The 21657-nt window shown below is 64.1% G+C and carries 21 protein-coding genes; 9 read left to right on the top strand and 12 right to left on the bottom strand.

Going from position 1 to position 21657, the window contains the following annotated elements; translation table 11 throughout:
* Positions 1-39 precede the first annotated feature (39 nt).
* Positions 40-1428, top strand: a complete 1389-nt coding sequence (locus ACR0LD_RS03770; RefSeq protein ID WP_480636277.1) for a DEAD/DEAH box helicase — start codon at positions 40-42, stop codon at positions 1426-1428.
* 59 nt (positions 1429-1487) lie between these two features.
* On the opposite strand, the gene ACR0LD_RS03765 is transcribed toward ACR0LD_RS03770, so the two are convergent.
* From ACR0LD_RS03765 to ACR0LD_RS03755, 3 genes are read right to left on the bottom strand one after another with little or no spacing between them, the layout of a single operon-like run.
* Positions 1488-2390: an EamA family transporter gene (locus ACR0LD_RS03765; protein WP_480635649.1), complete on the bottom strand. Its 903-nt coding sequence runs from the start codon at positions 2388-2390 to the stop codon at positions 1488-1490.
* A 21-nt stretch (positions 2391-2411) separates the two neighbouring features.
* Positions 2412-3314, bottom strand: coding sequence for a fatty acid desaturase (locus tag ACR0LD_RS03760; protein ID WP_480635648.1), 903 nt, complete (start codon positions 3312-3314; stop codon positions 2412-2414).
* On the bottom strand, positions 3307-3510 hold the full coding sequence (locus ACR0LD_RS03755) for a DUF2061 domain-containing protein (RefSeq protein ID WP_480635647.1): 204 nt from the start codon (positions 3508-3510) through the stop codon (positions 3307-3309). Before ACR0LD_RS03755 ends, ACR0LD_RS03760 begins: the two co-directional genes overlap by 8 nt.
* 110 nt (positions 3511-3620) lie before the next feature.
* Between ACR0LD_RS03755 and ACR0LD_RS03750 the strand changes: the two genes are divergently transcribed.
* Together ACR0LD_RS03750 and ACR0LD_RS03745 are read left to right on the top strand one after the other, a co-directional pair.
* Positions 3621-4487 (top strand): helix-turn-helix domain-containing protein, encoded by an 867-nt coding sequence (locus tag ACR0LD_RS03750; protein ID WP_480635646.1) that lies wholly within the window; start codon positions 3621-3623, stop codon positions 4485-4487.
* 90 nt (positions 4488-4577) lie between these two features.
* Positions 4578-4760 (top strand): hypothetical protein, encoded by a 183-nt coding sequence (locus tag ACR0LD_RS03745; protein WP_093962276.1) that lies wholly within the window; start codon positions 4578-4580, stop codon positions 4758-4760.
* Here ACR0LD_RS03745 and ACR0LD_RS03740 read toward each other — a convergent pair.
* From ACR0LD_RS03740 to bcoG, 3 genes are all read right to left on the bottom strand, one after another.
* Positions 4757-5518, bottom strand: coding sequence for an SDR family oxidoreductase (locus ACR0LD_RS03740; protein ID WP_480635645.1), 762 nt, complete (start codon positions 5516-5518; stop codon positions 4757-4759). The genes ACR0LD_RS03745 and ACR0LD_RS03740 overlap by 4 nt on opposite strands.
* Positions 5515-6978 (bottom strand): carnitine 3-dehydrogenase, encoded by a 1464-nt coding sequence (locus ACR0LD_RS03735; protein ID WP_170586970.1) that lies wholly within the window; start codon positions 6976-6978, stop codon positions 5515-5517. Before ACR0LD_RS03735 ends, ACR0LD_RS03740 begins: the two co-directional genes overlap by 4 nt.
* Positions 6979-7059: 81 nt before the next feature.
* Positions 7060-7974, bottom strand: a complete 915-nt coding sequence (gene bcoG, locus ACR0LD_RS03730; RefSeq protein WP_480635644.1) for a 3-dehydrocarnitine:acetyl-CoA trimethylamine transferase BcoG — start codon at positions 7972-7974, stop codon at positions 7060-7062.
* Positions 7975-8107: 133 nt separating this feature from the next.
* Between bcoG and ACR0LD_RS03725 the strand changes: the two genes are divergently transcribed.
* The gene (locus ACR0LD_RS03725; protein ID WP_170358955.1) at positions 8108-9094 is read left to right on the top strand and encodes a GlxA family transcriptional regulator; all 987 of its coding nucleotides are present in this window, start codon (positions 8108-8110) and stop codon (positions 9092-9094) included.
* A 70-nt stretch (positions 9095-9164) separates the two neighbouring features.
* Here ACR0LD_RS03725 and ACR0LD_RS03720 read toward each other — a convergent pair whose 3' ends face one another.
* Genes ACR0LD_RS03720 through ACR0LD_RS03710 form a run of 3 tightly spaced genes read right to left on the bottom strand, consistent with a single transcriptional unit; the run spans position 9165 to position 12200 of the window.
* The gene (locus ACR0LD_RS03720) at positions 9165-10211 is read right to left on the bottom strand and encodes an aldo/keto reductase (protein ID WP_480635643.1); all 1047 of its coding nucleotides are present in this window, start codon (positions 10209-10211) and stop codon (positions 9165-9167) included.
* Between the two features lie 56 nt (positions 10212-10267).
* A complete protein-coding gene (locus ACR0LD_RS03715) occupies positions 10268-10729 on the bottom strand; it encodes a DNA polymerase III subunit chi (protein WP_480635642.1) in 462 nt (153 codons plus the stop codon).
* Positions 10730-10733: 4 nt separating this feature from the next.
* The gene (locus ACR0LD_RS03710; RefSeq protein WP_480635641.1) at positions 10734-12200 is read right to left on the bottom strand and encodes a leucyl aminopeptidase; all 1467 of its coding nucleotides are present in this window, start codon (positions 12198-12200) and stop codon (positions 10734-10736) included.
* Between the two features lie 228 nt (positions 12201-12428).
* Here ACR0LD_RS03710 and lptG point away from each other — a divergent pair, with 228 nt between their 5' ends.
* The 5 genes from lptG to rsmA all read left to right on the top strand — a co-directional run bounded on the left by lptG (position 12429) and on the right by rsmA (position 18830).
* The gene (gene lptG, locus ACR0LD_RS03705; RefSeq protein WP_170372421.1) at positions 12429-13529 is read left to right on the top strand and encodes an LPS export ABC transporter permease LptG; all 1101 of its coding nucleotides are present in this window, start codon (positions 12429-12431) and stop codon (positions 13527-13529) included.
* Positions 13529-15697, top strand: coding sequence for an LPS-assembly protein LptD (locus tag ACR0LD_RS03700; RefSeq protein ID WP_480635640.1), 2169 nt, complete (start codon positions 13529-13531; stop codon positions 15695-15697). The genes lptG and ACR0LD_RS03700 overlap by 1 nt, the downstream gene beginning before the upstream one ends.
* Positions 15688-16941 (top strand): peptidylprolyl isomerase, encoded by a 1254-nt coding sequence (locus ACR0LD_RS03695; RefSeq protein WP_480635639.1) that lies wholly within the window; start codon positions 15688-15690, stop codon positions 16939-16941. Before ACR0LD_RS03700 ends, ACR0LD_RS03695 begins: the two co-directional genes overlap by 10 nt.
* Positions 16938-17903, top strand: coding sequence for a 4-hydroxythreonine-4-phosphate dehydrogenase PdxA (pdxA, locus tag ACR0LD_RS03690; RefSeq protein ID WP_480635638.1), 966 nt, complete (start codon positions 16938-16940; stop codon positions 17901-17903). Before ACR0LD_RS03695 ends, pdxA begins: the two co-directional genes overlap by 4 nt.
* 84 nt (positions 17904-17987) lie before the next feature.
* Positions 17988-18830, top strand: coding sequence for a 16S rRNA (adenine(1518)-N(6)/adenine(1519)-N(6))-dimethyltransferase RsmA (gene rsmA / locus ACR0LD_RS03685; RefSeq protein WP_170338787.1), 843 nt, complete (start codon positions 17988-17990; stop codon positions 18828-18830).
* A 68-nt stretch (positions 18831-18898) separates the two neighbouring features.
* On the opposite strand, the gene ACR0LD_RS03680 is transcribed toward rsmA, so the two are convergent.
* From ACR0LD_RS03680 to prfA, 3 genes are all read right to left on the bottom strand, one after another.
* Complete coding sequence (locus tag ACR0LD_RS03680; protein WP_170338278.1) at positions 18899-19471, bottom strand: DUF4167 domain-containing protein; 573 nt, start codon at positions 19469-19471, stop codon at positions 18899-18901.
* A gap of 239 nt (positions 19472-19710) precedes the next feature.
* Positions 19711-20556 carry a peptide chain release factor N(5)-glutamine methyltransferase gene (gene prmC, locus ACR0LD_RS03675; RefSeq protein ID WP_170437758.1) on the bottom strand — a complete coding sequence of 282 codons (846 nt, stop codon included), beginning with the start codon at positions 20554-20556 and terminating at the stop codon, positions 19711-19713.
* The gene (gene prfA / locus ACR0LD_RS03670; protein WP_480636275.1) at positions 20553-21608 is read right to left on the bottom strand and encodes a peptide chain release factor 1; all 1056 of its coding nucleotides are present in this window, start codon (positions 21606-21608) and stop codon (positions 20553-20555) included. The genes prmC and prfA overlap by 4 nt, the downstream gene beginning before the upstream one ends.
* Positions 21609-21657: the final 49 nt, after the last annotated feature.

Below are 21657 nucleotides of genomic sequence, written 5' to 3'. Positions count from 1 at the left end.
CGCGCGGGCCAGGTCAGTGTCCGCATGAACCGGACATACATGACGAAATTCAACGATCTGAACCTGAACCCCAAGGTCCTCAAAGCTATTGAGGAAGCCGGCTACGAAACCCCGACCCCGATCCAGGAAGGCGCCATCCCACCGGCGCTGGAAGGGCGAGACGTTCTGGGCATCGCCCAGACCGGAACCGGCAAGACGGCCAGTTTCGTCTTGCCCATGATCACCCTGTTGGCGCGCGGTCGTGCGCGGGCGCGGATGCCGCGTTCGCTGGTGCTGTGCCCGACGCGGGAACTGGCGGCGCAGGTGGCCGAAAACTTCGACACCTATACCAAGCATCTAAAGCTGACCAAGGCGCTGCTGATCGGCGGCGTCAGCTTCAAGGAACAGGATGCCCTGATCGACCGCGGCGTGGACGTGCTGATCGCCACGCCCGGCCGTCTGCTGGACCATTTCGAGCGCGGCAAGCTGCTGCTGACCGGCGTGCAGATCATGGTCGTGGACGAGGCTGACCGGATGCTGGACATGGGGTTCATCCCCGATATCGAACGCATCTTCTCGCTGACGCCCTTTACCCGGCAGACGCTGTTTTTCTCGGCTACCATGGCGCCCGAGATCGAGCGGATCACCGACACGTTCCTGTCGGCCCCGGCCCGGATCGAAGTGGCCCGTCAGGCCACCGCGTCCGAGACCATCCAACAGGGTGTCGTGATGGTCAAAGGCGGCCGCCGCGACCGCGAGGGCAGCACCAAGCGCAAGGTCCTGCGCGCACTGATCGATGCCGAAGGTGACAAATGCACCAACGCCATCATCTTCTGCAACCGCAAGACCGATGTGGACATCACCGCGAAATCGCTCAAGAAATACGGCTACAACGCCGCACCGATCCACGGTGATCTGGACCAGTCGCAGCGGATGAAGACGCTGGACGGGTTCCGCGACGGCTCGGTACGTTTGCTGGTGGCGTCTGACGTGGCCGCGCGCGGGCTCGACATTCCGTCGGTCAGCCATGTGTTCAACTTCGACGTGCCCAGTCACCCCGAGGACTATGTGCACCGCATCGGCCGCACCGGCCGCGCCGGGCGCGAGGGCAAGGCGATCACCATCTGCTCGGCCCGCGATGAAAAGGCGCTGGATGCGATCGAGAAACTGATCCAGAAGGAAATCCCGCGTCTGGACAACCCGGTTCAGGCCGAACCGGCCGAGGCCGAGGACAAAAAGCCCGAAAAGAAATCGCGCGCCTCGACCCGCAAGGACGAGGTCAAGAAGGACAAGCCCGCCAAGGACGCCGCGTCGAACGACAAACCTGCCAAGGAAAAACGTGGCAAGGGCCGTGGACGTCGCGACGATGGCGGTCCGGCCGTCGTCGGCATGGGCGATCACCTGCCCAGCTTCATCGCACTCAGCTTTGACGAACGCCGCGCGGGCTGACCCGCCTGCATGGCCAAAGATCAGAAGGCGCACGGACCTCCGCGCGCCTTTTTTGCATCTCAGATCGTGGCGACCAGGATCAGGATCGAGAGGCCCAGCAGGACCATCCCCGCAATCTCGCGCCGGGTCACCGTCTCGCGGAACACCAGAACCGAGGCCATGAGGCTGAAAATCAGCTCGACCTGCCCCAGCGCCTTGACGTAGGCCGCGTTCTGCAGGCTGAAGGCCCAGAACCAGCAGAACGACCCGCCCAGGCTGGTCAGCCCGACGAAGACGCCGGTGCGCCGCGTGTCCCACACCGCGCGCAGCTCGGCCCGGTCGCGCCAAACCAGCCACAGCGCCATCGATAAGAACTGGATCGAGACCACGACCGCCAGCGTCACCAGCGCCCGAAACCAGGCCTCGCCATCGCCCAGTTGCAGCGACGCGCCGCGATAGCTGACCGCAGAAAAGGCGAACAAGACGCCCGATCCCAACCCCAGTTGCGAGGCGCGGTTGGTTAGGTGACGCCACCACGCCCCACTGCCGCCCGGAGTTTTCGACAACAGGAGAACCGCCAGAAGCCCCAGCAGGATGGCCCCGAACGCACCGGTTGAAACCCGGTCGCCGAGCACGACGAAACCGACGATTGCGGTCTGGATCACCTCGGTTTTCTTGAAGGTGATGCCGACGGCAAAGTTGCGCTGTTTGAACAGTGTCACGACGCAGATCGTGGCAAGGATCTGGGACAGCCCGCCGATGGCGGCATAAAGCCAGAACAGAGGCGGCAGCGCCGGCAGCGGCAGACCGCTGAGCCGGATTGCTCCTGCCAGACCCAGCAGCACCAGAGGCATCGAGTAGGCAAAGCGCGCAAAGGTCGCGCCGGTCGCCGACAGCTTCACGCTGCTCAGCGATTTCTGCAGCATGAAGCGCACCGTCTGAAAGGTGGCGGCGGCCAAGGTTACGGGAATCCACAAACTCATGGCTTCCCTTCTGTCGTCAAATCAAGGTTTTGGCCAGAGCGGATGCGCCACCGGATCCTTGGCGCGCCAGATATACTGCCGGAAAACCTGCCCGTAGGAACGATAGACATAGGCCTCGTTGCAGGCCAGATAGCGCTCTTTCCCTCGGCGATAGAGCGCGGGCAACCGATACCATGGCGCCGCCGGGTTCATGTGATGAACGACGTGCAAGTTGTTGTTCAGAAACAGAAAGGCAAGCGGCCCTCGGTCTTCGACAATCACCGTGCGGGCGCGCGACTTTTCGTGCGCGCGGTGTTCCAGAAAGGTGCGTATCTTGACCAGCGCAAGTCCCAGATAGGCCGAAAGGACAAAGGCCCAGACCGGCATCGCTGATTGCGCCACGACCCACAGAACCACCGCCACGCCGAGCAGATGGAAAGCCCAGGCTAGCCAGATGTCGCGGTCCCCGCGCACCGCACCGCGCCAGTCGTCGCGCAGAAAAGCCAACTGGCCGATGATCGGACCCAGCGCCATGCGCCCCAACAGCGTGTTGTTCGCCTGATAGACCCACCGCTGCCACCGCGGCAGCCTGACCCAGACCGCCGGGTCCAGATAGTTGGATTCCGGATCGTCGTAGGGGTCGGTCAGGTTGGCATCCTGATGGTGCGCCAAATGCAGATCGCGGAAGCGGTTGTAGGGGATGAACAGGGTCAGCGGCAGCGCCATCAGCGCCTCGTTCAGCCACTTTGCGCGGAACGGGTGGCCATGCAGCGCTTCATGCGTCAGCGATGAATGCAGCGCCGCGACGACCCCCATCAACGGTACCGCCAGCCACAGCGACCACGCCGCCACGCCGAAAATCGCAATCAGCCAAAGGGCATAGCAGGCTACGATCAGGGCAAAGGTCGGCCATTCGGGGGTTTTGGGGGTGGTCGCCTCAGCCATGCCGCCCCCAGGAGATTCCGGCCCAGATGCGTTCGTAAATCACGTAGAGCGTCAGCCCGATGGCCGTGTTCACCACCGCCAATGCGCCTCCGACAGCGGCCGAGCCGGTGGCGACCAGCCCCACCACGGTCATGACCGCAAGGCCCATCGCATTCCAAATGATTGCCTTCACGACAGATCTTCGCCGCGTTTCCATTCCGGTCCCCAGTCTTTTTTGGTTTTCACACAAGCGTTACCTGCCGCCGGCCCTGTCGAGAATTCCGAATATGATTAACAAATCTCAGCGACCGTGATATTTATCATCACATGCAGGAAAATTTCGACAAACGAGACCGCGCCGCGCAGTTCCGCCTGCGCCTGGCCCGCGCGATGGACCAGCGGAAGATGAGCCAAAGCGCACTGGCGCGCACCATCGGGGTCGATCGCTCGACCGTGTCCCAGTTGCTGACCGATACGGGCGCGCGCCTGCCCAACGCCCATGTGGTGGGCAGCTGCGCCTCGGCTCTGGGGGTGTCGGCGGATTGGCTGCTCAGCCTCTCGGACCGACCCGAGAGCGCGGCCGAGTTGCTGGCCAGTTCGCTGACCATGACCGAGGCACCCCGCGCGCTGGTCGACGAACGCATCTTTGAATGGCACCAGCAGGCCGCGGGGTACAAGATCCGCTATGTTCCGGCCACCCTGCCCGACATGCTGAAAACCCGCGCCGTGCTGGAATGGGAATACGCGCCGCATCTGGGCCGAACCGCTGACCAGGCCATCGGCGCCTCCGAGGACAGACTGACCTGGATGCGCGGTGCCCAATCCGACTATGAAATCGCCATGCCGCTGTACGAGATTCACAGCTTTGCCCATGGCACTGGCTATTATGACGGGCTGCCCCTGCAGGTGCGGCTGGACCAGATCGACCACATGCTGGAGCTGTGCGAGCAGTTGTATCCGCGTATGCGCATCTACCTTTTCGATGCCAAGCGGCTCTATTCCGCGCCGGTCACCATCTTTGGTCCGCTGCTGTGCGTTTTCTATGCAGGCAGCCATTACATGGCCTTCCGCGACCGGGACCGGATCGAGGTTTTTACGCGCCATTTCGATACCTTGGTCCGCGAAGCTGATCTGACCGCCCGGCATTTCCCGACCCATCTTCGCCAACTGCGCGCGGCAATGGCGGCCGGGTAACGCCAGTCCACAGGTGCAATTTCCCACCTGATCCCCTATATTGAGGTGCGCGAAAATCCGAACGATCCGACCCAAAGGAGGATATCAGGAATGGACGCTCTCAAGACCGCTCAATACGCACGCGCCCTCTACTCGGCGCATGGCGACAAGGCCGAGGCCGAAGCCGCCCAGAAAGCCCGCGAATTCGAAGCCGCCGGAAACGTGGAAGAGGCACAGAACTGGCAGGCCGTCCGCGCCTCGATCCGCCAGATGCGCGGCCCAAACCAGGGCTAAAGCTTGGGGTCGGGGTTCACGGTGTGCCCATCGACGGCGATGACCTGCCCCGACACCAACCGTGCCGCATCCGAGGCCAGGAACACCGCCATGGCGGCAATGTCATGCGCTTCGACGAAGCGGCCCATCGAAGTACCCGCCGCATAGCCCTGATAGACCTGATCCCGGGTCATGCCCTTGGCGACCGCTTCGCGCTGCAGCACGCCCTCCATCCGAGGGCCTTCCACCGCGCCGGGGCAGATGACGTTGCAGCGCACGCCGTGCGGCCCCAGCTCCATCGCCAGGGTCTTGCCCAACCCGATCACCGCCCATTTCGCCGCCGCATAGGGCGCGCGGTTGGGATAGCCGTACTGCCCGGCGGTCGAGGATGTGATCAGCACCACGCCGCGCCCCTGCCGTTTGAGCATCGGCGCCGCGTATTTCGCGCACAGAAACGCCCCGTCCAGATTGACGGAAATACATTTTTGCCAATCTCTTAGCGCCACATCTTCGACCAATGCGGTCGGCCCCGCGATACCCGCATTCGCGCACAGAACATCCAAACCGCCCCACTGCGCCGCGATTTCGGAGAACAGCGCTGCGACGGCGGCCTCATCCGACACATCGGCCTGCGACCGCCCCCAGTGATCCGGGCAGGCCTGAAGCGCCTCGAAGTCCACGTCCGCCACCCAGACCTGCGCGCCCGCGGCGTCGAACGCCTCGGCCATCGCGCGCCCGACGCCCGAGGCACCGGCAGTGATCAGAACCCGACCGGTCATGACGGTTTGCGGATGGCCGCCCCTGCGCCCTCGGGATAGGGCAACCCGGCCTGCGCTTCGGCGATGCGGGCCATTGCGGCTTCGATCTGCGGCGACGGCGCACAGGGCCGACGGGTTTCCAGGCTGACATGCAGCAGAAAGCTCTCGCCCGTGGCCAGCAGTTTGTCGCCCTCGAACATGCTGTGGAACAGGTGCAGCTTCTTGCCCTGCCCCAACAGCATCTGCGTGCGCACCTCGATTTTCGCCCCGGCATGGGCCTCGTCCAGATACCGGATGTGATTTTCAGCCGTGAAATAGCTGCCGCCCGAGGCGATGTAGTCGGCATCGCAGCCGATGATCTCCATGAAACGGTCGGTCGCTGCGGCAAAGGCCTCGAGATACCGCGCCTCGTTCATGTGACCGTTGTAGTCGGTCCAGTCCAGCGGCACCGCGCGGGCCAGCGTCAGGATCGCCTGGCCCAAATCCGCCTGTTCCAGCGTCGGCAGGGCACCCGGCTTCAGCAGCGCGTCATGCCGGTTCAGAACTGCCCCCGCGCCCCAGTCGCGCGCCTTCAGCGCCCGCATCATGCCCACCAGATTGTTGTCACGAATGCGCTCCAACTCGCGGATCGAGTGCATCCCCGATTGCGCGTCCGACTGGTCGGCGATCATATTGACCAAATCATCGGTGAACTCGGGCACATCCATCAGCTTGGTCCAGGGCCATTTCAGCGCCGGGCCGAACTGGGCCATGAAGTGCCGCATCCCGGCCTCGCCCCCGGCCACGCGATAGGTCTCGAACAGGCCCATCTGCGCCCAGCGGATGCCAAAGCCCATCCGGATCGCCTCGTCCACCTCCTCGGTCGTGGCCACGCCGTCCTTGACCAGCCACAGCGCCTCGCGCCAGACGGCCTCGAGGAACCGGTCGGCGATATGCGCGTCGATCTCCTTGCGGACCTGCAGCGGGAAAAAACCGACCGAGCGCAACACGTCCTTGGCCTGCCCGACCTGTTCAGGCGGGTTGACGGCCGAGGGCACCAATTCGACCAGCGGCAGCAGATAGACCGGGTTGAACGGGTGCGTCACCACGATCTGTTCGGGCCGCAGCGCGCCTTCCTGCAGCTCGGAGGGTTTGAACCCGCTGGTCGAGGATCCGATGATCGCCCCCGGATCACAGGCCTCCTGCAGCCCCTTGTAAACCTTCAACTTCAGATCCAGCCGCTCGGGCACGCTCTCCTGGATCCACGTTGCCCCCTGCACCGCGTCGGCCATGTCGGCATGAAAGCTCAACGCGCCTTCGGGCGGCAGCGGCACATCGCTCAGCCCGGGCAATGACCGCCGGGCGTTGTCCAGGACCTCGCCGATCTTTCGCTCGGCCTCGGGGTCCGGGTCGAACACCCGTACATCCCAACCATTCAGCAGAAACCGCGCGGCCCATCCGCCGCCGATCACGCCACCACCGATGATCGCTGCCGTCTTCATCTTCTCTCCTTCGCCCCGAACGTTCGCGCCGCACCGGGGGCCATCGTTGTTTGACAGATTTTGCGAGGGTCGCCCCGCCCGTCAGGACGCCACAGGCGCCCGTTTGACCAGCCCCAGTTTCTCGCGCACCTCGGCCGGGCCGATCACCCGCGCGCCCATGTTCTCGATGATCGTTCCGGCGCGCTCGACCAGTTGCCAGTTCTCGGCCAGCACCCCCTTGTCCAGCCACAGGTTGTCCTCGAGCCCCACGCGCACGTTGCCGCCCGCCAGAACCGAGGCCGCCACATAGGCCATCTGATGCCGCCCCAGCGAGAACGCGCTGAAGGTCCAGTCGTCGGGCACGTTGTTCACCATCGCCATGAAGGTGTTCAGGTCGTCCGGCGCGCCCCACGGCACGCCCATGCACAGCTGCACCAGCGCATTCGGGGCCAGAACGCCCTCTTTCACCAGTTGCTTGGCAAACCACAGATGGCCAGTGTCAAAGGCCTCGATCTCGGGCTTCACGCCCAGATCGGTCATCATCTGCCCCATCGCCCGCAACGCGCCCGGCGTGTTGGTCATCACATAGTCGGCCTCGGCAAAGTTCATGGTGCCGCAATCCAGCGTGCAGATTTCGGGCAGACACTCGGCCACATGGGCCACGCGTTCCGAGGCACCGATCATGTCGGTCCCCTCGGCCACGGGAAAAGGGGCTTCGACTCCGCCGAACACGATGTCACCGCCCATGCCGGCGGTCAGGTTCAGAACCACGTCCACCTCGGCGTCGCGGATGCGGTCCGTCACCTCGCGATACAGGTCAAGACGGCGGCTGGGCGCGCCGGTTTCGGGGTCGCGCACATGGCAATGAACCACCGCCGCCCCGGCTTTGGCGGCCGCGATCGCACTGTGGGCGATCTGCTTGGGCGAACGCGGCACATGCGGGCTGCGATCCTGCGTCCCACCCGAGCCGGTCACGGCACAAGTGATGAATACTTCGCGGTTCATTTCCAAAGGCATGGTGTTATCCCCAAGTTATACACGGCTTCGCCATGGGTTTTCCCCAGGCTTCTCCCCGGATTCCGATTTGCGTCTGGCCCCGACTCTGGCGCAGCCTTGACCAGACAACTTGCCAGAATGCGAATCAGACTTGATGAAATCCGCAAAAAACATCCTCCAGCCCGAGCACCGCGCGCTGAAAACCGCCGTTCTGGTGCTGGACGAGTGCAACACGCTCAGCTTCGCCTCGGCGGTGGACCCGATGCGCGCCGCCAACCGGCTGGCCGACCGCCCGGCCTTCGACTGGGACTACGTGACCGCCACGCCCGAGCCGGCGATGCTGACCAGCGCGTTGCAAGTGCCGGGCATCCCGCTGGCGCGTCTCGACCACTGCGACCTAATGATCGTGATCGCGGGGTTCAACCTGGTGCGCCACGCCACCCCCAGCCTTCTGGCCGGGCTGCGCCGCATCGCCAATACCGGCGCCACGATGGCGGGCATCGACGGAGGCCCCTGGCTGTTGGCCGAAGCGGGGCTGCTTGACGGTCACGCCGCCACCACCCATTGGGAAGATCTCGAGACCTTCGCCAGCCGCTTCCCCGAAGTCGACGTGCGCCCCGACCGGTTCACCGTGTCGGGCAACCGCCTGACCTCGGGCGGCGCGATCCCCGCGGTCGAGATGATGCTGCAAATCATCGCGGCACGCCACGGCGCCGGCTTCGCGGCCCGTGTCTCGGGCCTGTTCCTCTACGAAGGCGCCCCCGAACCCGGCAGACCACAGAGCCGTACTGGGGCGCCACACCGCCACAGTGCCCTGACCGCCCGCGCCAACGCGATCATGCAGGCCGCGCTGGACGACCCGCTGCCCCTGGCCGAGATCGCAAAGGCCCTGGGAACCAGCCCGCGCACCCTGCAGCAGCAATTCCGCCTGCGCCTCAACACCACGCCACAGGACCACTACCTGCAACTGCGCCTGGCCGAGGCCCGCCGTCTGGTCACCGATACCGACATGCCGCTGATGGATGTGGCACTGGCCACGGGGTTCACGTCACAATCCAGCTTTGCGCGCGCTTTCCGCACGGCGCATGGACTATCCGCCCGCGACCTCAGGCAGGACCGCACCCAGCCCACCCATCACTGACGGGCGAGCTTCATCTGGTCATAGATTTGGGGGGAGTTGGCCACGGCGACGGGCGCAGCGCCCCCATCCCTCAATACGGCATCGGATGCGCGCGATGGGCCGCGTTGATCTCGGCCATAACCTCATCGGACAGCACGACATCCCGCCCCTCCAGGATCCGCTCCAGCTGCGCCTGCGTGGTCGCGCCGAAGATGACCGAGGTCATGAATGGCCGCGCCTGGCACCAGGCCAGCGCCATGTGCACCGGGTCCAGCCCGTGTTTAGCGGCAATCGCCAGATAGGCTTCGACCGCGTCGAAAACCCGGTCGCCTTTGCGCCCGCCCATCTGCGGCACGATCGACATGCGCGATCCCTCGGGCACCGCCCCGCCCTGATACTTGCCGGTCAGAAATCCGGCGGCCAGCGGCGAGAAGGCCAACAGACCCACATCCTCATAGGCGCTCAACTCGGCCATGTCGGTGTCATACAGGCGGCACAGCAGGGAATACTCATTCTGGACCGAGGCCACCCGCGGCGCACCCATCTCTTCCGACAAGCGCAGCCACTGGGCGGTTCCCCAGGCGCTTTCGTTCGACAGGCCGAAGGCGCGGATATTGCCCTTGTCCACCTGCGCCTGCAGCGCCTCGAGGCATTCGCGCATGTTGTCCAGAACCGCCTGCCTGTCGCCGCCCGAGGGGTCATAGTCCCAGTTCTGCCGGAACATGTAACTGCCTCGGTTGGGCCAGTGAAATTGGTACAGGTCGATGTAGTCGGTCTGCAGACGCCGCAACGATCCCTCGATGGCCCCGGGGATCGTGCTGGCCGAGATCGGTGCTCCGTCCCGCGCATGCGCGAAGCCGGCGCCCGAATGCTTGGTAGCCAGTACGTAACTGCCGCGGCGGGCCGGATGTGCCGCATTCCAGTTGCCGATAATCTGCTCGGTCTTGCCCACGGTCTCCTTGGTGATCGGGTTGACCGGGTACATCTCGGCGGCATCAAGGAAATTGATCCCGGCTGCCAGCGCCGTGTCGATCTGACGATGCGCATCCGCCTCGGGGGTCTGCGTGCCGAATGTCATGGTTCCGAGGCACAGATCCGAGACCTGAATGCCCGTGCGGCCCAACGGTTTCATTTTCATCAATCAATCTCCTGTCGCGCGGATCGCCACGCCTGCAATCTGATTTTGGTCCCAAGTCAGCCGGATTCGGCCTTTTTCTCCCAACGGCCGGATTCCTCCGACCAATACTGCGCCGCGCAACCCGCCGCGGTGAGCGTCTTCCATTGACCACGCGCATGGTCCACCGCGCTTGGATCGTTGCCGTCGAACAGGATGCAAACCCGCTCCGAGGCGGTCACCTCATCCGGCGTCACCTCGGCCCCGTCCACCGCCATCAGGCAAGACGGGTTGTTGGCAGCGTCCGCCTCGGTAGTCAGCAGAATCGGCTGAACCGCGTCATACGGCCCACCTGCCTGCCCATGCGGCAGAAACGCGTCTTCGGGGCCCCGCCAAAGCCTTTCGTCCAGCCAGTCCATCCGCGCAGGGTCAGTGCCTCGCACCGCAATCCGCCACCCGGCCTGTCGTGCCTTGTCCAGCAATACCGGCAAGGTCTGCTCAAGTGGATGGCGGGTCAGGTGGTAGAAGTAGACGGCGCCCATCGACCTACTCGAAATTGTCCTGCACGAAACGGCTGAGCGCACGGACGCCCCAACCCGTGGCGCCCTTGGGCGCATAGGACGTTTCCGCCGCGACCGAGGCCACGCCCGCGATATCCAAATGGATCCAGGGTGTTTCTTCCTTGACGAAACGCTGCAGAAACTGCGCTGCGGTGATCGAACCGGCCGGCCGGCCGCCCACGTTCTTCATGTCCGCGATGCGCGACTTCAGCAGATCGTCATAAGCCTGCCCCAGCGGCATACGCCACGCGCCTTCATCCTCGGCCCGGGCCGCCTTCAGGAACGCGTCGCAGAAGGTGTCGTTGTTGGAAAACACGCCTGCGTTTTCATGCCCCAGCCCGATGATGATCGCGCCGGTCAAGGTGGCCAGATCGATCATGCCGACCGGATTGAACCGCTCCTGCGCGTACCACATGACGTCACACAGCACCAAACGGCCTTCGGCGTCGGTGTTGATGATCTCGACCGTATCGCCCTTCATCGACTTCACGACGTCGCCCGGCCGCGTGGCACTGCCCGAGGGCATGTTCTCGACCAGCCCGACCAGGCCCACGACATTGGCCTTGGCCTTACGCTTGGCCAATGCGCGCATGGTGCCCGCAACGACGCCTGCGCCGCCCATGTCCATGGTCATATCTTCCATACCAGCGGCCGGTTTGATCGAAATACCGCCGGTGTCGAAAACGACCCCCTTGCCGACCAGAGCCAGCGGTGCGTCATCAGCATCGCCGCCATTCCACTGCATCACGACGACTTTCGAGGGGCTGTCCGACCCTTGCCCGACGCTCAGCAGGGTCCGCATGCCCAACTCGGCCAGCTTGTCTTCCTCCAGCACCTCGACCTTCAGGCCCAACTCCTCCATCTCTTTCAGACGGTTGGCAAATTCGCTCGTTGTCAGGATGTTGGCGGGTTCGTTCGTCAGGTCGCGGGTCATGCGCACACCATCAGCAACCGCATAGAGCGGTGCGAAGGCGGCCTTGGCGTCGTCGGGCTTGGCGTGGCAGATGGACACCGCGCCTTTTGCGTCATCGTCCGTGGTTTTGTGCGCGTCAAAATCATAGCTGCGCAAAGCAATGCCCAAGGCCAGTTCCTCGGTCCGTACGTGGTTGCCCGCCATGACCAGCAGGTCCTTGCCACCTGCCAGCTTGGCCAGCGCAGCACCGCCCTTGCGGGCTTCGTCCGGTTCGGGGCGGCGTGGCAGGACGAGGATGTCCAATGCCTCTGCCTCCATCCCGCCGGGCCAAGCCAACGAGATCACGTCGCCAGTCTTGACCTTGGCGAAACGGTCGCTTTCCACCAGCCGGGCCACGGCACCACGGGTCAGTCGGTTTGCGCGACGCGCGGCGGGGTTCATCTTGCCATCGGTCGGTATGAGAATGGCCACCCGGCCTTGGGCCTGTGCCATCAGGTCCAGTTCGAAGGCTTGAAAACGGATCGGTACCAGACTGCTCATTTCTTGCTCCTGAAAAACTCTGCCCACAGACCTAGCCCGCGCTGCCGCCATTGACCAGATAGCAGTTTTCCCCGCCCGCCAATTGCATTAAGGTCGCGCCAAAATGACCGGCAGGCTCGGGGGAGAAAATTTGGCATCATTCGGCAGGCATAGGCCGTCGCGCATGTTTTTGTGCCTTGGCGATTCTGGCAACAGGCCTGCTGGACGCCCCGTGCCGGGGATGCGGCCGTGATTCTGGACCGGTACTTCGCCCGCCGCTTTTTGCAGAGCTTTCTGGTGATTGGGGCCATCTTCCTGACACTGATGATCCTGATCGACCTGATCGAACAGGCCCGTCGGTTCAATGACGCCGACCTGTCATTTGGCCAGGTTCTTCAGCTGACGCTGTTGAACACACCCGCTGCGATAAGCGAGATGCTGCCGCTGTTGATGATCCTGTCGACCATTGCCCTGTTTGTCGGCCTCGCACGCAGCTCGGAGTTGGTGGTGACCCGGGCGATCGGCCGCTCGGGTATCCGCGCGCTGTTGGCACCGGTCCTTCTGGCGCTGATAATCGGAACTCTGGCGGTGGCCCTGCTGAACCCGATTGCGGCGGCCACGTCCGAGCAGTACCGGCATTTCTCGGATCTATACAAAAACGGTGGCAGTTCCGCCCTGTCGATCAGCCGCGATGGGCTTTGGCTGCGTCAGGGCTCGCCACAGGGCCAATCGGTGATCCATGCCCGCGCATCGACCAACGACGCCGAGCTTGAATTGATCGACGTGTCCATCATCACGTTTTCGCCCGAAGGTCTTCCGACCCGTCAGATCATCGCCGACGGCGCTCGCCTCGACGACGGGGCCTGGATCCTGCGCAACACCAAGGAATGGCCCCTGTCCAGCGACACCAACCCCGAGACCCACGCCGTCACGCATGAGACCCTGCGGCTGCCCACTTCGCTGACCCGTCAGCGCATCCTTGAAACCTTGGGCCAACAGGACAGCGTCTCGGTCTATGACCTGCCCCAACTGATCCGCGACCTGCGCGAGGCGGGCTTTTCAACCAAGCAATACGAGGTTTGGCTGCAGGTGCAGCTGGCGCGTCCATTCTTCCTGATTTCGATGGTGTTGATCGGCGCGGCCTTCACCATGCGGCACGTGCGGTTCGGCGGCACCGGCGTCGCCGTGCTGACGGCTGTTCTTCTGGGGTTCGGCGTATATTTCGTGCGCAATTTCGCTCAGATTTTGGGAGAGAACGGCCAATTGCCGATTGTGATTGCGGCCTGGGCACCACCGTTTGCGGCCATATTGCTGTCGCTCGGCCTTCTGCTGCACGCGGAGGACGGTTGATGCGGCGCCTTCTGCCCCTTCTTTTGTCCAGTGCCGTGTTCTTTTCCGGTCCGGGGCTGGCATTGGCCCAAACCTCGGAGACCAGTACGCCCGCGCCTGACACGGCACAACAACAGGATCAGCCTGCCCTGCTGGTGGCTGACAGGATCTTCATCACCCCGGATCGCAAACTGGTGGCCGAGGGTAATGTCGAAGCCTTTCAGGGCGACGTCAAGCTGTCCGCGCAGCGCGTGGTGTTCGACCGCGAGTCGGGCGAGCTGACGCTGGAAGGTCCGATCCGGATCGATCAGGGCGGACGCTCGACCGTCCTTGCGGACTCAGCGCAACTGGATGACGGCATCCAGAACGGGTTGCTGACCGGCGCACGGCTGGTGTTCGACCAGCAGGTGCAGATCGCGTCGGTTCAGGCGACCCGCGCGGCAGGACGATACACGCAGTTCAGCAAGGTCTCGGCCACGTCCTGCCATGTCTGCGCCGACGGTCGGCCGCCCCTCTGGCAAATCCGGGCCCGCAAGGTCACGCATGATCAGCTCGAACGGCAATTGTATTTCGAGGGCGCCCAGTTCCGCATTCTGGATGTGCCGGTTTTCTACTTTCCAACCCTGCGGCTGCCGGACCCGACACTGGACCGGGCAACCGGATTTCTGGTGCCGTCAATCCGCACGACCTCGCAGTTGGGTACCGGCGTCAAGACGCCGTATTTCTTCAAACTGGGCGATCACAGGGATCTGACGCTGACCCCCTACCTGTCGTCCAAGACCACGACGCTTGGCTATCGCTACCGGCAGGCCTTCAAGAACGGCCGCATCCAGTTTGAAGGGGCCTATACCCGCGACGATGTCCAGCAGGAGCAGGATCGGGGCTATTTCTTTGCGAATGGCTGGTTCAATCTTCCGAACGACTTCCGGCTCACCTTTGACGTCCAGACCGCATCGGACGACTCATACCTGGCGGACTATGGGCTGCCTGACTATGACCGCCTGCGCAGCGAGATCGCGCTTGAGCGCATCAAACGCGACACGGCGTTTCGGACCAGCTTCATTCACTACAAGACCCTTCGCGACAGCGAGGAACAGGATGAGATCCCGTCGCAGGTCTTCGATCTGTTCTACCAGAAACGCTATTTCCCCGCGTCCGCTGTCGGCGGTGAGGTGCGGTTGGGCTTCGTCACCCACACCCACACCCGGACCAGCGACGAGGATACCATCGGGCGCGATGTGGCCCGCGCCACATTCGACGCCCAGTGGCTGCGCAGCTGGACCTTTGCCTCCGGGCTGCGCGCGGATGCTGAACTGGGGGCTTCGGTCGACACGTTCGACATTCGCAATGACAGCGCCTACCCCGACCAGATCACCCGGTCGACCCCGCGTGCGGCTTTGACACTTCGCTATCCGATGACCCGGCGCGAAGCCTCTGGCGCGACCCAGTTTCTTGAGCCGATCGCGCAGTTTGGCTGGACTCATGTTTCGGACACCGATGTGCCCGATGACGAAAGCACCTTCCAGGAATTTGACCAGGGCAACCTGTTGTCCCTGTCGCGCTTTCCGGCCGAGGATCGACGCGAAGACGGCACGACCGCGGTCGTGGGCGTGAACTGGGCGCGGTATGCCCCGGGCGGTTGGCGGGCATTGGCCACGGTCGGCCAGGTCTTCCGCTCGACCGCCGATCCGAACTTCACGGCTACGTCCGGCCTGCAGGGAACTTCGTCCGACCTGCTGCTGGCAGGGCAAATCAAAACGAACAATGGCCTGACGCTGGCCGCACGTGGATTGATGAATGGCGATTTCAGCTTTACCAAGGCTGAATTGCGCGGAACCTGGGCCAACGAGGGGACCCAACTGGGCGGAAGCTATATCTGGCAGCAGCCGGACCCGGCCGAAAACCTTGACATGGAAACATCCGAGATACGGTTGACCGCACGTCAACGACTGGATGAAAACTGGAGAGCCAACGCCCTGGCCCGCTATGATCTGGCAGAATCCGAACCGCTGCGGCTGGGCTTGGGTGTGACGTATGAAAATGAATGTGTGCAGGTTAACATGTCCGTCAGCCGGCGATATACTTCGACATCAAGTATTGAGCCTTCGACGGAATTCGGCTTTACCGTTGCACTGACAGGATACGCCGTTGAAGGCGGGGGCAAGAAGTATAAAAGAAAATGCAGCTGATTTCAGGTTTTTCCAGGTTCTTTCGTTCCCGTTGGCTGACGGCATTTGCGCCCGGCCTCGCGGTCGCCATGCTGTCAGTTGCGCCTCAGCAAGCCCCTGCGCAAAGCTTGTTTTCACCGGCGATCCGCGTGAATCAGGACATCGTCACCTGGTACGAACTGGATCAGCGCCAGCGGTTTCTTGAGATTCTGGGTATCCCCGGCAGCTCTGAGGCCGAAGTCCGTAAGGCACTGATCGACGAACGCCTGCGCAAACAGGCCATGCGTGAAGCCGGTATCCAGCCCACACCCGAAGACATTCAGGTTGCGATCGACGAATTCGCCTCGCGTGGTCAGCTGACCCCGGATCAATTCCTGAAGGCATTGGCTGATGCGGGCATCGACCGCGAAACCGTGCGGGATTATGTATCCAGTCAGCTGGCATGGCGCGACTATGTCAGCGCCCGCTTTATCTCTCAGGCCCGTCCGACCGACGACGAAATTGACCGTGCAATGGGTCAGACCGGCGGTGGCGGTCTCCAGGTTTTGCTGTCCGAAATCATCATCCCCGTGAATGCGCAAACCTTGGCACAGGCCGAAGCCTTGGCCGACGAGATCGCCCGTGTCGAAACCATCGATGCATTTTCGGCCGCCGCCACGCAGTACTCGGCAGCGCCGACACGCGAAAATGGCGGACGCCTGGACTGGTTGAACGTCAGCAACCTGCCTCCGGCGCTGCAACCGGTTATCCTTGGCCTGAAAAATGGCGAGGTCACGGCCCCGCTGAGCCTGCCCAACGCCGTAGCCCTGTTCCAGATGCGCGGCCTGCGAGAAGTGGCCGCCAGCACGCCGCGGTTCTCCAAGATCGACTATGCGGCCTATTACCTGCCTGGCGGGCTCAGCCCCGAAACATTGCAAAGAGCCGCCGAACTGAAGGAAACGGTTGATACCTGCGAGGACCTGTACGGCATCGCCAAGGGGCAACCGCCCGAGGTACTCGACCGGGTCTCGGCAAGTCCGTCCGAAATCCCGCGCGACATCGCGCTGGAACTCGCCAAGCTGGACCCCAACGAGGTGTCGACCTCTCTGACCCGAAACAACGGCCAGACGCTGGTGTTCCTCATGCTGTGCGGTCGGACGCGCGATCTGGGTGAGGATACGTCGCGCGAAGACGTGGCCAACGCGCTGACGCAACAACGCCTGCAGGCATTCGCCAACAGCCTCGTCGAACAGCTGCGCGCCGACGCCACCATCATCGAGCAATGACCGCGCCCATCGCGCTCAGCTGCGGCGAACCCTCGGGCATCGGTCCGGAAATCGCCGCCAAGGCCTGGGCCGCATTGCGCGACAGCTGCCCATTCTTCTACATCGGCGATCCCGACCATCTGCCGGACAACATTCCCACGACCGAGATCGTAGACCCCGCCCAGGTGGCTGACATCTGCGCAGGGGCGCTGCCGGTGTTGCCGCTGACCTTTCCGGCCCCGAACCTGCCCGGCCACCCCGATCCAGCCAATGCGCCTTCGGTGATAGACGCCATCGAAACCGGCGTGTCACTGGTGCAATCGGGCGCGGCCTCGGCCCTCTGCACGGCACCGATCCACAAGAAGGCCCTGATCGACGGCGCCGATTTCGCCTATCCTGGCCATACCGAATTTCTGGCGGCGCTGGCAGGCCGTTCCCGCGTGGTGATGATGCTAGCCAGCGAGCAACTCCGCGTGGTACCCGCCACGATCCACATCCCACTGTCGCAGGTGCCCTCGCGCCTCACGCCCGACCTGCTGCGCGACACGATCGCAATCACCGCCGACGGCCTGCGCCGCCAATTCGGCATCCCGCATCCTCGCATCGCGGTGGCCGGGCTCAACCCCCATGCCGGCGAGGGTGGCAAGATGGGCCGCGAGGAACTGGACTGGATCGCCCCTCTGCTGGCCGATCTCACCCCCGATGGCTACAGCGTCACCGGCCCGCACCCGGCCGACACGATGTTCCACGCCGCCGCGCGCGCCCGTTACGATGCCGCCATCGCCATGTATCACGATCAGGCGCTGATCCCGATCAAGACCCTCGACTTCGACCGTGGCGTGAACGTGACCCTGGGCCTGCCCTTCATCCGCACCTCGCCCGACCATGGCACCGCGCTCGATATCGCCGGACAGGGCATCGCAAACCCCACCAGCCTGATCGAGGCGCTGAAACTCGCCCAACGCATGGCACAAAGCACTTGATCCTTCATCTGGCGCCAAATATCCCCGCCGGAGGCAAAAATTCTCTGGCGCACCGCCTGCCCCTCGCGCCACGGTAACCGGATCATGAGCGCAATCGACACCCTCCCCCCGCTGCGCGAGGTCATCGCCAAGCACCAGCTCTCGGCGCGCAAGTCGCTGGGTCAGAACTTCCTGCTCGATCTCAACCTGACGGCCAAGATCGCCCGGCAGGCCGGCGACCTGAGCCAATGCGACGTGCTGGAGATCGGCCCCGGCCCCGGAGGCCTGACCCGCGGTTTGCTGGCCGAAGGTGCGCGCAAGGTGGTGGCGGTGGAAAAAGATATCCGCTGCATCGCCGCGCTTCAGGAAATCGCCGCTGCCTATCCCGGGCGGCTCGAGGTCATCAATGGCGACGCTCTTGAAATCGATCCGCTTGAACATCTGAACCCGCCCATCCGCGTGGCGGCCAATCTGCCCTACAATGTGGGCACGGAACTGCTGGTGCGCTGGCTGACCCCGCCGGAATGGCCACCCTTCTGGCAGAGCCTGACCCTGATGTTCCAGCGCGAGGTGGCCGAGCGCATCGTGGCGCAGCCCGGCACCAAGGCTTATGGGCGGCTGGCGATCCTGGCCCAGTGGCGGGCCGAGGCGCGCATCGCCATGTCCCTGCCCCCCGGTGCGTTCACGCCGCCGCCCAAGGTCAGCAGCGCCGTGGTCCACCTGACCGCCCTGCCCGAACCCCGCTTTCCGGCCGATGCCGGTATTCTGTCACGTGTCGTGGCCGCTGCGTTCAATCAACGCCGCAAGATGCTGCGCGCGTCGCTCAAGGGGATGGCCCCCGATATCGAGGACCGCCTGAACGCCGCCGGCATCAAGCCCACCGACCGTGCCGAGCAGATATCACTCGAAGCGTTCTGCGCGCTGGCGCGTGAGATACAAAAAACCTGATCCCGAACGAAAACGGCCCCGGACATCTCTGACCGGGGCCTTTGAACTCTGTGCGCAACCGCTATGGCTTATTCGGCAGCCTCTGGTGCATCACCGCCGCCTTGGGGGGCCTGCTCTTCTACGGCCTTAGGCTTGCGTGCGCGCGGTCTCCGGGCAGGTTTGTCCTTGCGCTCGGCCGCTTCGGCCTTGGCGCCCGCGCTTTCGGGCGTCTCGACAAGCCCGGATTCAGGAGTATCCGAATCGGCGTTCAGATCAACGATGTCCGGCTGCGGAGCCTCGGCCGGGTCCGCCTGGCGTGCGGCTTCACGTTCCTGCCGTTCCGCCCGCTCCCGATCGCGCTCGGCCTGACGCTCGCGGTTCTGGCGTTCCTGCTCTTCCCGACGCGCTTCCATTTCGCGTTGCGCCTCGCTCAGCAGGCGCAGGTAATGCTCGGCATGTTGCTGAAAGTTTTCGGCAGCGACGCGGTCATTGGCCAGCTGTGCATCGCGCGCCAGCTGGTTGTACTTGTCAATGATCTGCTGCGGCGTGCCGCGCACCTTGCCCTCGGGCCCCGAGCTGTCGAAAACCCGGTTAACGACGTTTCCACCAGAGGGACGATTGCGGTTGTTCTTTGCCCGCGAGCGGGATTTGGAGGATCTCATCTTACTGTACGTCAGCCTTGTCTTGCACTGTCGATCCACCCGTATTCTGCGCTGCTCTGTGGCCTGTGCCGTCACGGGATGTCGACTTTTTTGGGCTTGGCGTCAGGGGTGCGCCGAAGGGGCGTCAACCGCGCTGACTACTCTGAGTAAGCATGTCCTGACGGCGCAGACAAGGGGTTAATACACCAAATGCCGGGTTTTTTACCCCGACCGGCGTAAATCGGCCTCAGAATCCGCGGCTAGCCCGGCATTCTGGCGCCCACCACCCGGTCCCGCCCGTCCAGATCAGGAACCACACGGATATCCGCCAGCCCCGCCGCGTCGAACAACGCGCCGACCGCCTGCGCCTGTGTCGGGCCGATTTCCACCAGAAGCCGTCCGCCGGGCACAAGGTGATCAGGGGCGCCGGCCGCAATCCGGCGATAGGCGTCCAGCCCGTCCGCTTCATCCGTCAAGGCCAGGCGCGGCTCGTGCTCGCGCACTTCGGGCGACAGGCCGTCCATCTCATCCAGCGCGATATAGGGCGGATTGGAAACGATCAGGTCGAAATGGCCACCAATGTTTTCGAACCAGTCCGAGCGCTGGATTTCCGCCCGATCCTGCACCCCATGGGCCACTGCATTGGCGCTGGCCTGCAGGCAGGCGGCCTCGCTCAGATCGACGCCCAGCCCGGTTGCGCTGGTGCGTTCTGCCAGCAGGGTGATCAGGATGCAGCCCGAACCGACGCCCAGGTCCAGCACGCGGTCGAACGGCTGGCTGAGGGCCGCTTCGATCAGCGCTTCGGTTTCGGGGCGCGGGTCCAGCACGTCGCGGCTGACGCGGAAGCGTCGGCCGTAGAATTCGCGTTCGCCCAGAAGATGGGAAACCGGCACCCGGATCGCGCGCAACGACACCAGTTGCTCATACCGTTCGGCGATCTCGGGCGAGAGCTCTTCGGGCGCGATCAGGGTCACGCGGCTGGCCTCGATCCGGGCGGCATGGGCCAGCAGGACCCGCGCGTCGCGCGCCGGGTCGTCCACGCCTGCGGCCCGCAGGCGCGCGGTGGCGGCCACCATGGCCTGGGCGGCCGTCAGCGCCGCGATCATTGCGTCATCTCCGCCAACAGGCGGGCCTGATCATCGGCGGTCAGCGCGTCGATCACCTCATCCAGATCGCCCTGCATGATCTGGTCCAGCTTGTAGAGCGTCAGGTTGATCCGGTGATCGGTCATCCGGCCCTGCGGGAAATTGTAGGTACGGATGCGCTCGGACCGGTCACCCGACCCCACCTGGCTGGCCCGGTCGGCCGAGCGTTCGCTGTCGATCCGCTGACGCTCGAGGTCATAGAGACGCGTCTTGAGCACCTGCATCGCGATCTCGCGGTTGCGGTGCTGCGACTTCTCGGAACTGGTCACCACGATTCCCGTTGGCAGGTGGGTGATCCGCACCGCCGAGTCGGTGGTGTTCACGTGCTGCCCGCCCGCGCCCGAGCTGCGCATCGTGTCGATGCGGATGTCATTCGGGTCGATCTGGATGTCCACGTCCTCGGCCTCGGGCAGGACGGCGACGGTTGCCGCCGAAGTGTGGATGCGCCCGCCGCTCTCGGTTTCGGGCACGCGTTGAACGCGGTGCACGCCGGATTCGTATTTCAGTCGGGCAAAGACGTTGTCGCCCTTGATGTGGGCCACCACTTCCTTGATGCCACCCAGTTCGGTCTGCTGTTCTTCGATGATCTCGAACTGCCAGCCGCGCGCCTCGGCATAGCGCTGATACATCCGCAGCAGATCGCCCGCGAACAGCGCCGCCTCGTCGCCGCCGGTGCCGGGGCGGATCTCCAGCATCGCTGGCCGCGCATCGGCCGCGTCCTTGGGCAGCAGCGCCAGTTGCAGCGCATGCTCGGCCTCGGGGATGCGCGCCTTGAGCTGCGGGATCTCCTCTTCAGCCAGCTCTTTCATGTCGGGGTCGCCCAGCATCGCCTCGGCCTCGGCCAGATCGGACCGCAGCTGACGCCAGGCTGCGATCTGTTCGACCACCGGCTTGAGGTCGGAATATTCCTTGGCCAAAGCCGCGATATCCCCGCCCGAGGCGCCATCGGACATGGCCGCTTCGAGGTACTGGAATCGCTGGGTGATCTGTTCAAGACGTTCTTCGGGGATCATTGGGGCGGTGTCTATCATCCGACGGCTTTGGTCAAGGCCCCGGCTTGTG

Source organism: Ruegeria sp. BF8 (genome assembly GCF_056538625.1).
This window is presented reverse-complemented; position numbering and strand designations above follow the sequence as displayed.

What these genes read in the sequence shown, in the direction of transcription:
- pdxA (WP_480635638.1), top strand. Translation starts at nt 16,938, where the DNA reads ATGACCGCGCCCATCGCGCTCAGCTGCGGCGAACCCTCGGGCATCGGT.
- ACR0LD_RS03715 (WP_480635642.1), bottom strand. Translation starts at nt 10,729, where the DNA reads ATGGGCGCCGTCTACTTCTACCACCTGACCCGCCATCCACTTGAGCAG.
- ACR0LD_RS03750 (WP_480635646.1), top strand. Translation starts at nt 3,621, where the DNA reads ATGCAGGAAAATTTCGACAAACGAGACCGCGCCGCGCAGTTCCGCCTG.
- ACR0LD_RS03735 (WP_170586970.1), bottom strand. Translation starts at nt 6,978, where the DNA reads ATGAAGACGGCAGCGATCATCGGTGGTGGCGTGATCGGCGGCGGATGG.
- ACR0LD_RS03720 (WP_480635643.1), bottom strand. Translation starts at nt 10,211, where the DNA reads ATGAAAATGAAACCGTTGGGCCGCACGGGCATTCAGGTCTCGGATCTG.
- ACR0LD_RS03755 (WP_480635647.1), bottom strand. Translation starts at nt 3,510, where the DNA reads ATGGAAACGCGGCGAAGATCTGTCGTGAAGGCAATCATTTGGAATGCG.
- ACR0LD_RS03695 (WP_480635639.1), top strand. Translation starts at nt 15,688, where the DNA reads ATGCAGCTGATTTCAGGTTTTTCCAGGTTCTTTCGTTCCCGTTGGCTG.
- ACR0LD_RS03770 (WP_480636277.1), top strand. Translation starts at nt 40, where the DNA reads ATGACGAAATTCAACGATCTGAACCTGAACCCCAAGGTCCTCAAAGCT.
- ACR0LD_RS03760 (WP_480635648.1), bottom strand. Translation starts at nt 3,314, where the DNA reads ATGGCTGAGGCGACCACCCCCAAAACCCCCGAATGGCCGACCTTTGCC.
- ACR0LD_RS03745 (WP_093962276.1), top strand. Translation starts at nt 4,578, where the DNA reads ATGGACGCTCTCAAGACCGCTCAATACGCACGCGCCCTCTACTCGGCG.
- ACR0LD_RS03740 (WP_480635645.1), bottom strand. Translation starts at nt 5,518, where the DNA reads ATGACCGGTCGGGTTCTGATCACTGCCGGTGCCTCGGGCGTCGGGCGC.
- prmC (WP_170437758.1), bottom strand. Translation starts at nt 20,556, where the DNA reads ATGATCGCGGCGCTGACGGCCGCCCAGGCCATGGTGGCCGCCACCGCG.
- ACR0LD_RS03700 (WP_480635640.1), top strand. Translation starts at nt 13,529, where the DNA reads ATGCGGCGCCTTCTGCCCCTTCTTTTGTCCAGTGCCGTGTTCTTTTCC.
- ACR0LD_RS03765 (WP_480635649.1), bottom strand. Translation starts at nt 2,390, where the DNA reads ATGAGTTTGTGGATTCCCGTAACCTTGGCCGCCGCCACCTTTCAGACG.
- ACR0LD_RS03725 (WP_170358955.1), top strand. Translation starts at nt 8,108, where the DNA reads ATGAAATCCGCAAAAAACATCCTCCAGCCCGAGCACCGCGCGCTGAAA.
- prfA (WP_480636275.1), bottom strand. Translation starts at nt 21,608, where the DNA reads ATGATCCCCGAAGAACGTCTTGAACAGATCACCCAGCGATTCCAGTAC.
- ACR0LD_RS03680 (WP_170338278.1), bottom strand. Translation starts at nt 19,471, where the DNA reads ATGAGATCCTCCAAATCCCGCTCGCGGGCAAAGAACAACCGCAATCGT.
- bcoG (WP_480635644.1), bottom strand. Translation starts at nt 7,974, where the DNA reads ATGCCTTTGGAAATGAACCGCGAAGTATTCATCACTTGTGCCGTGACC.
- ACR0LD_RS03710 (WP_480635641.1), bottom strand. Translation starts at nt 12,200, where the DNA reads ATGAGCAGTCTGGTACCGATCCGTTTTCAAGCCTTCGAACTGGACCTG.
- rsmA (WP_170338787.1), top strand. Translation starts at nt 17,988, where the DNA reads ATGAGCGCAATCGACACCCTCCCCCCGCTGCGCGAGGTCATCGCCAAG.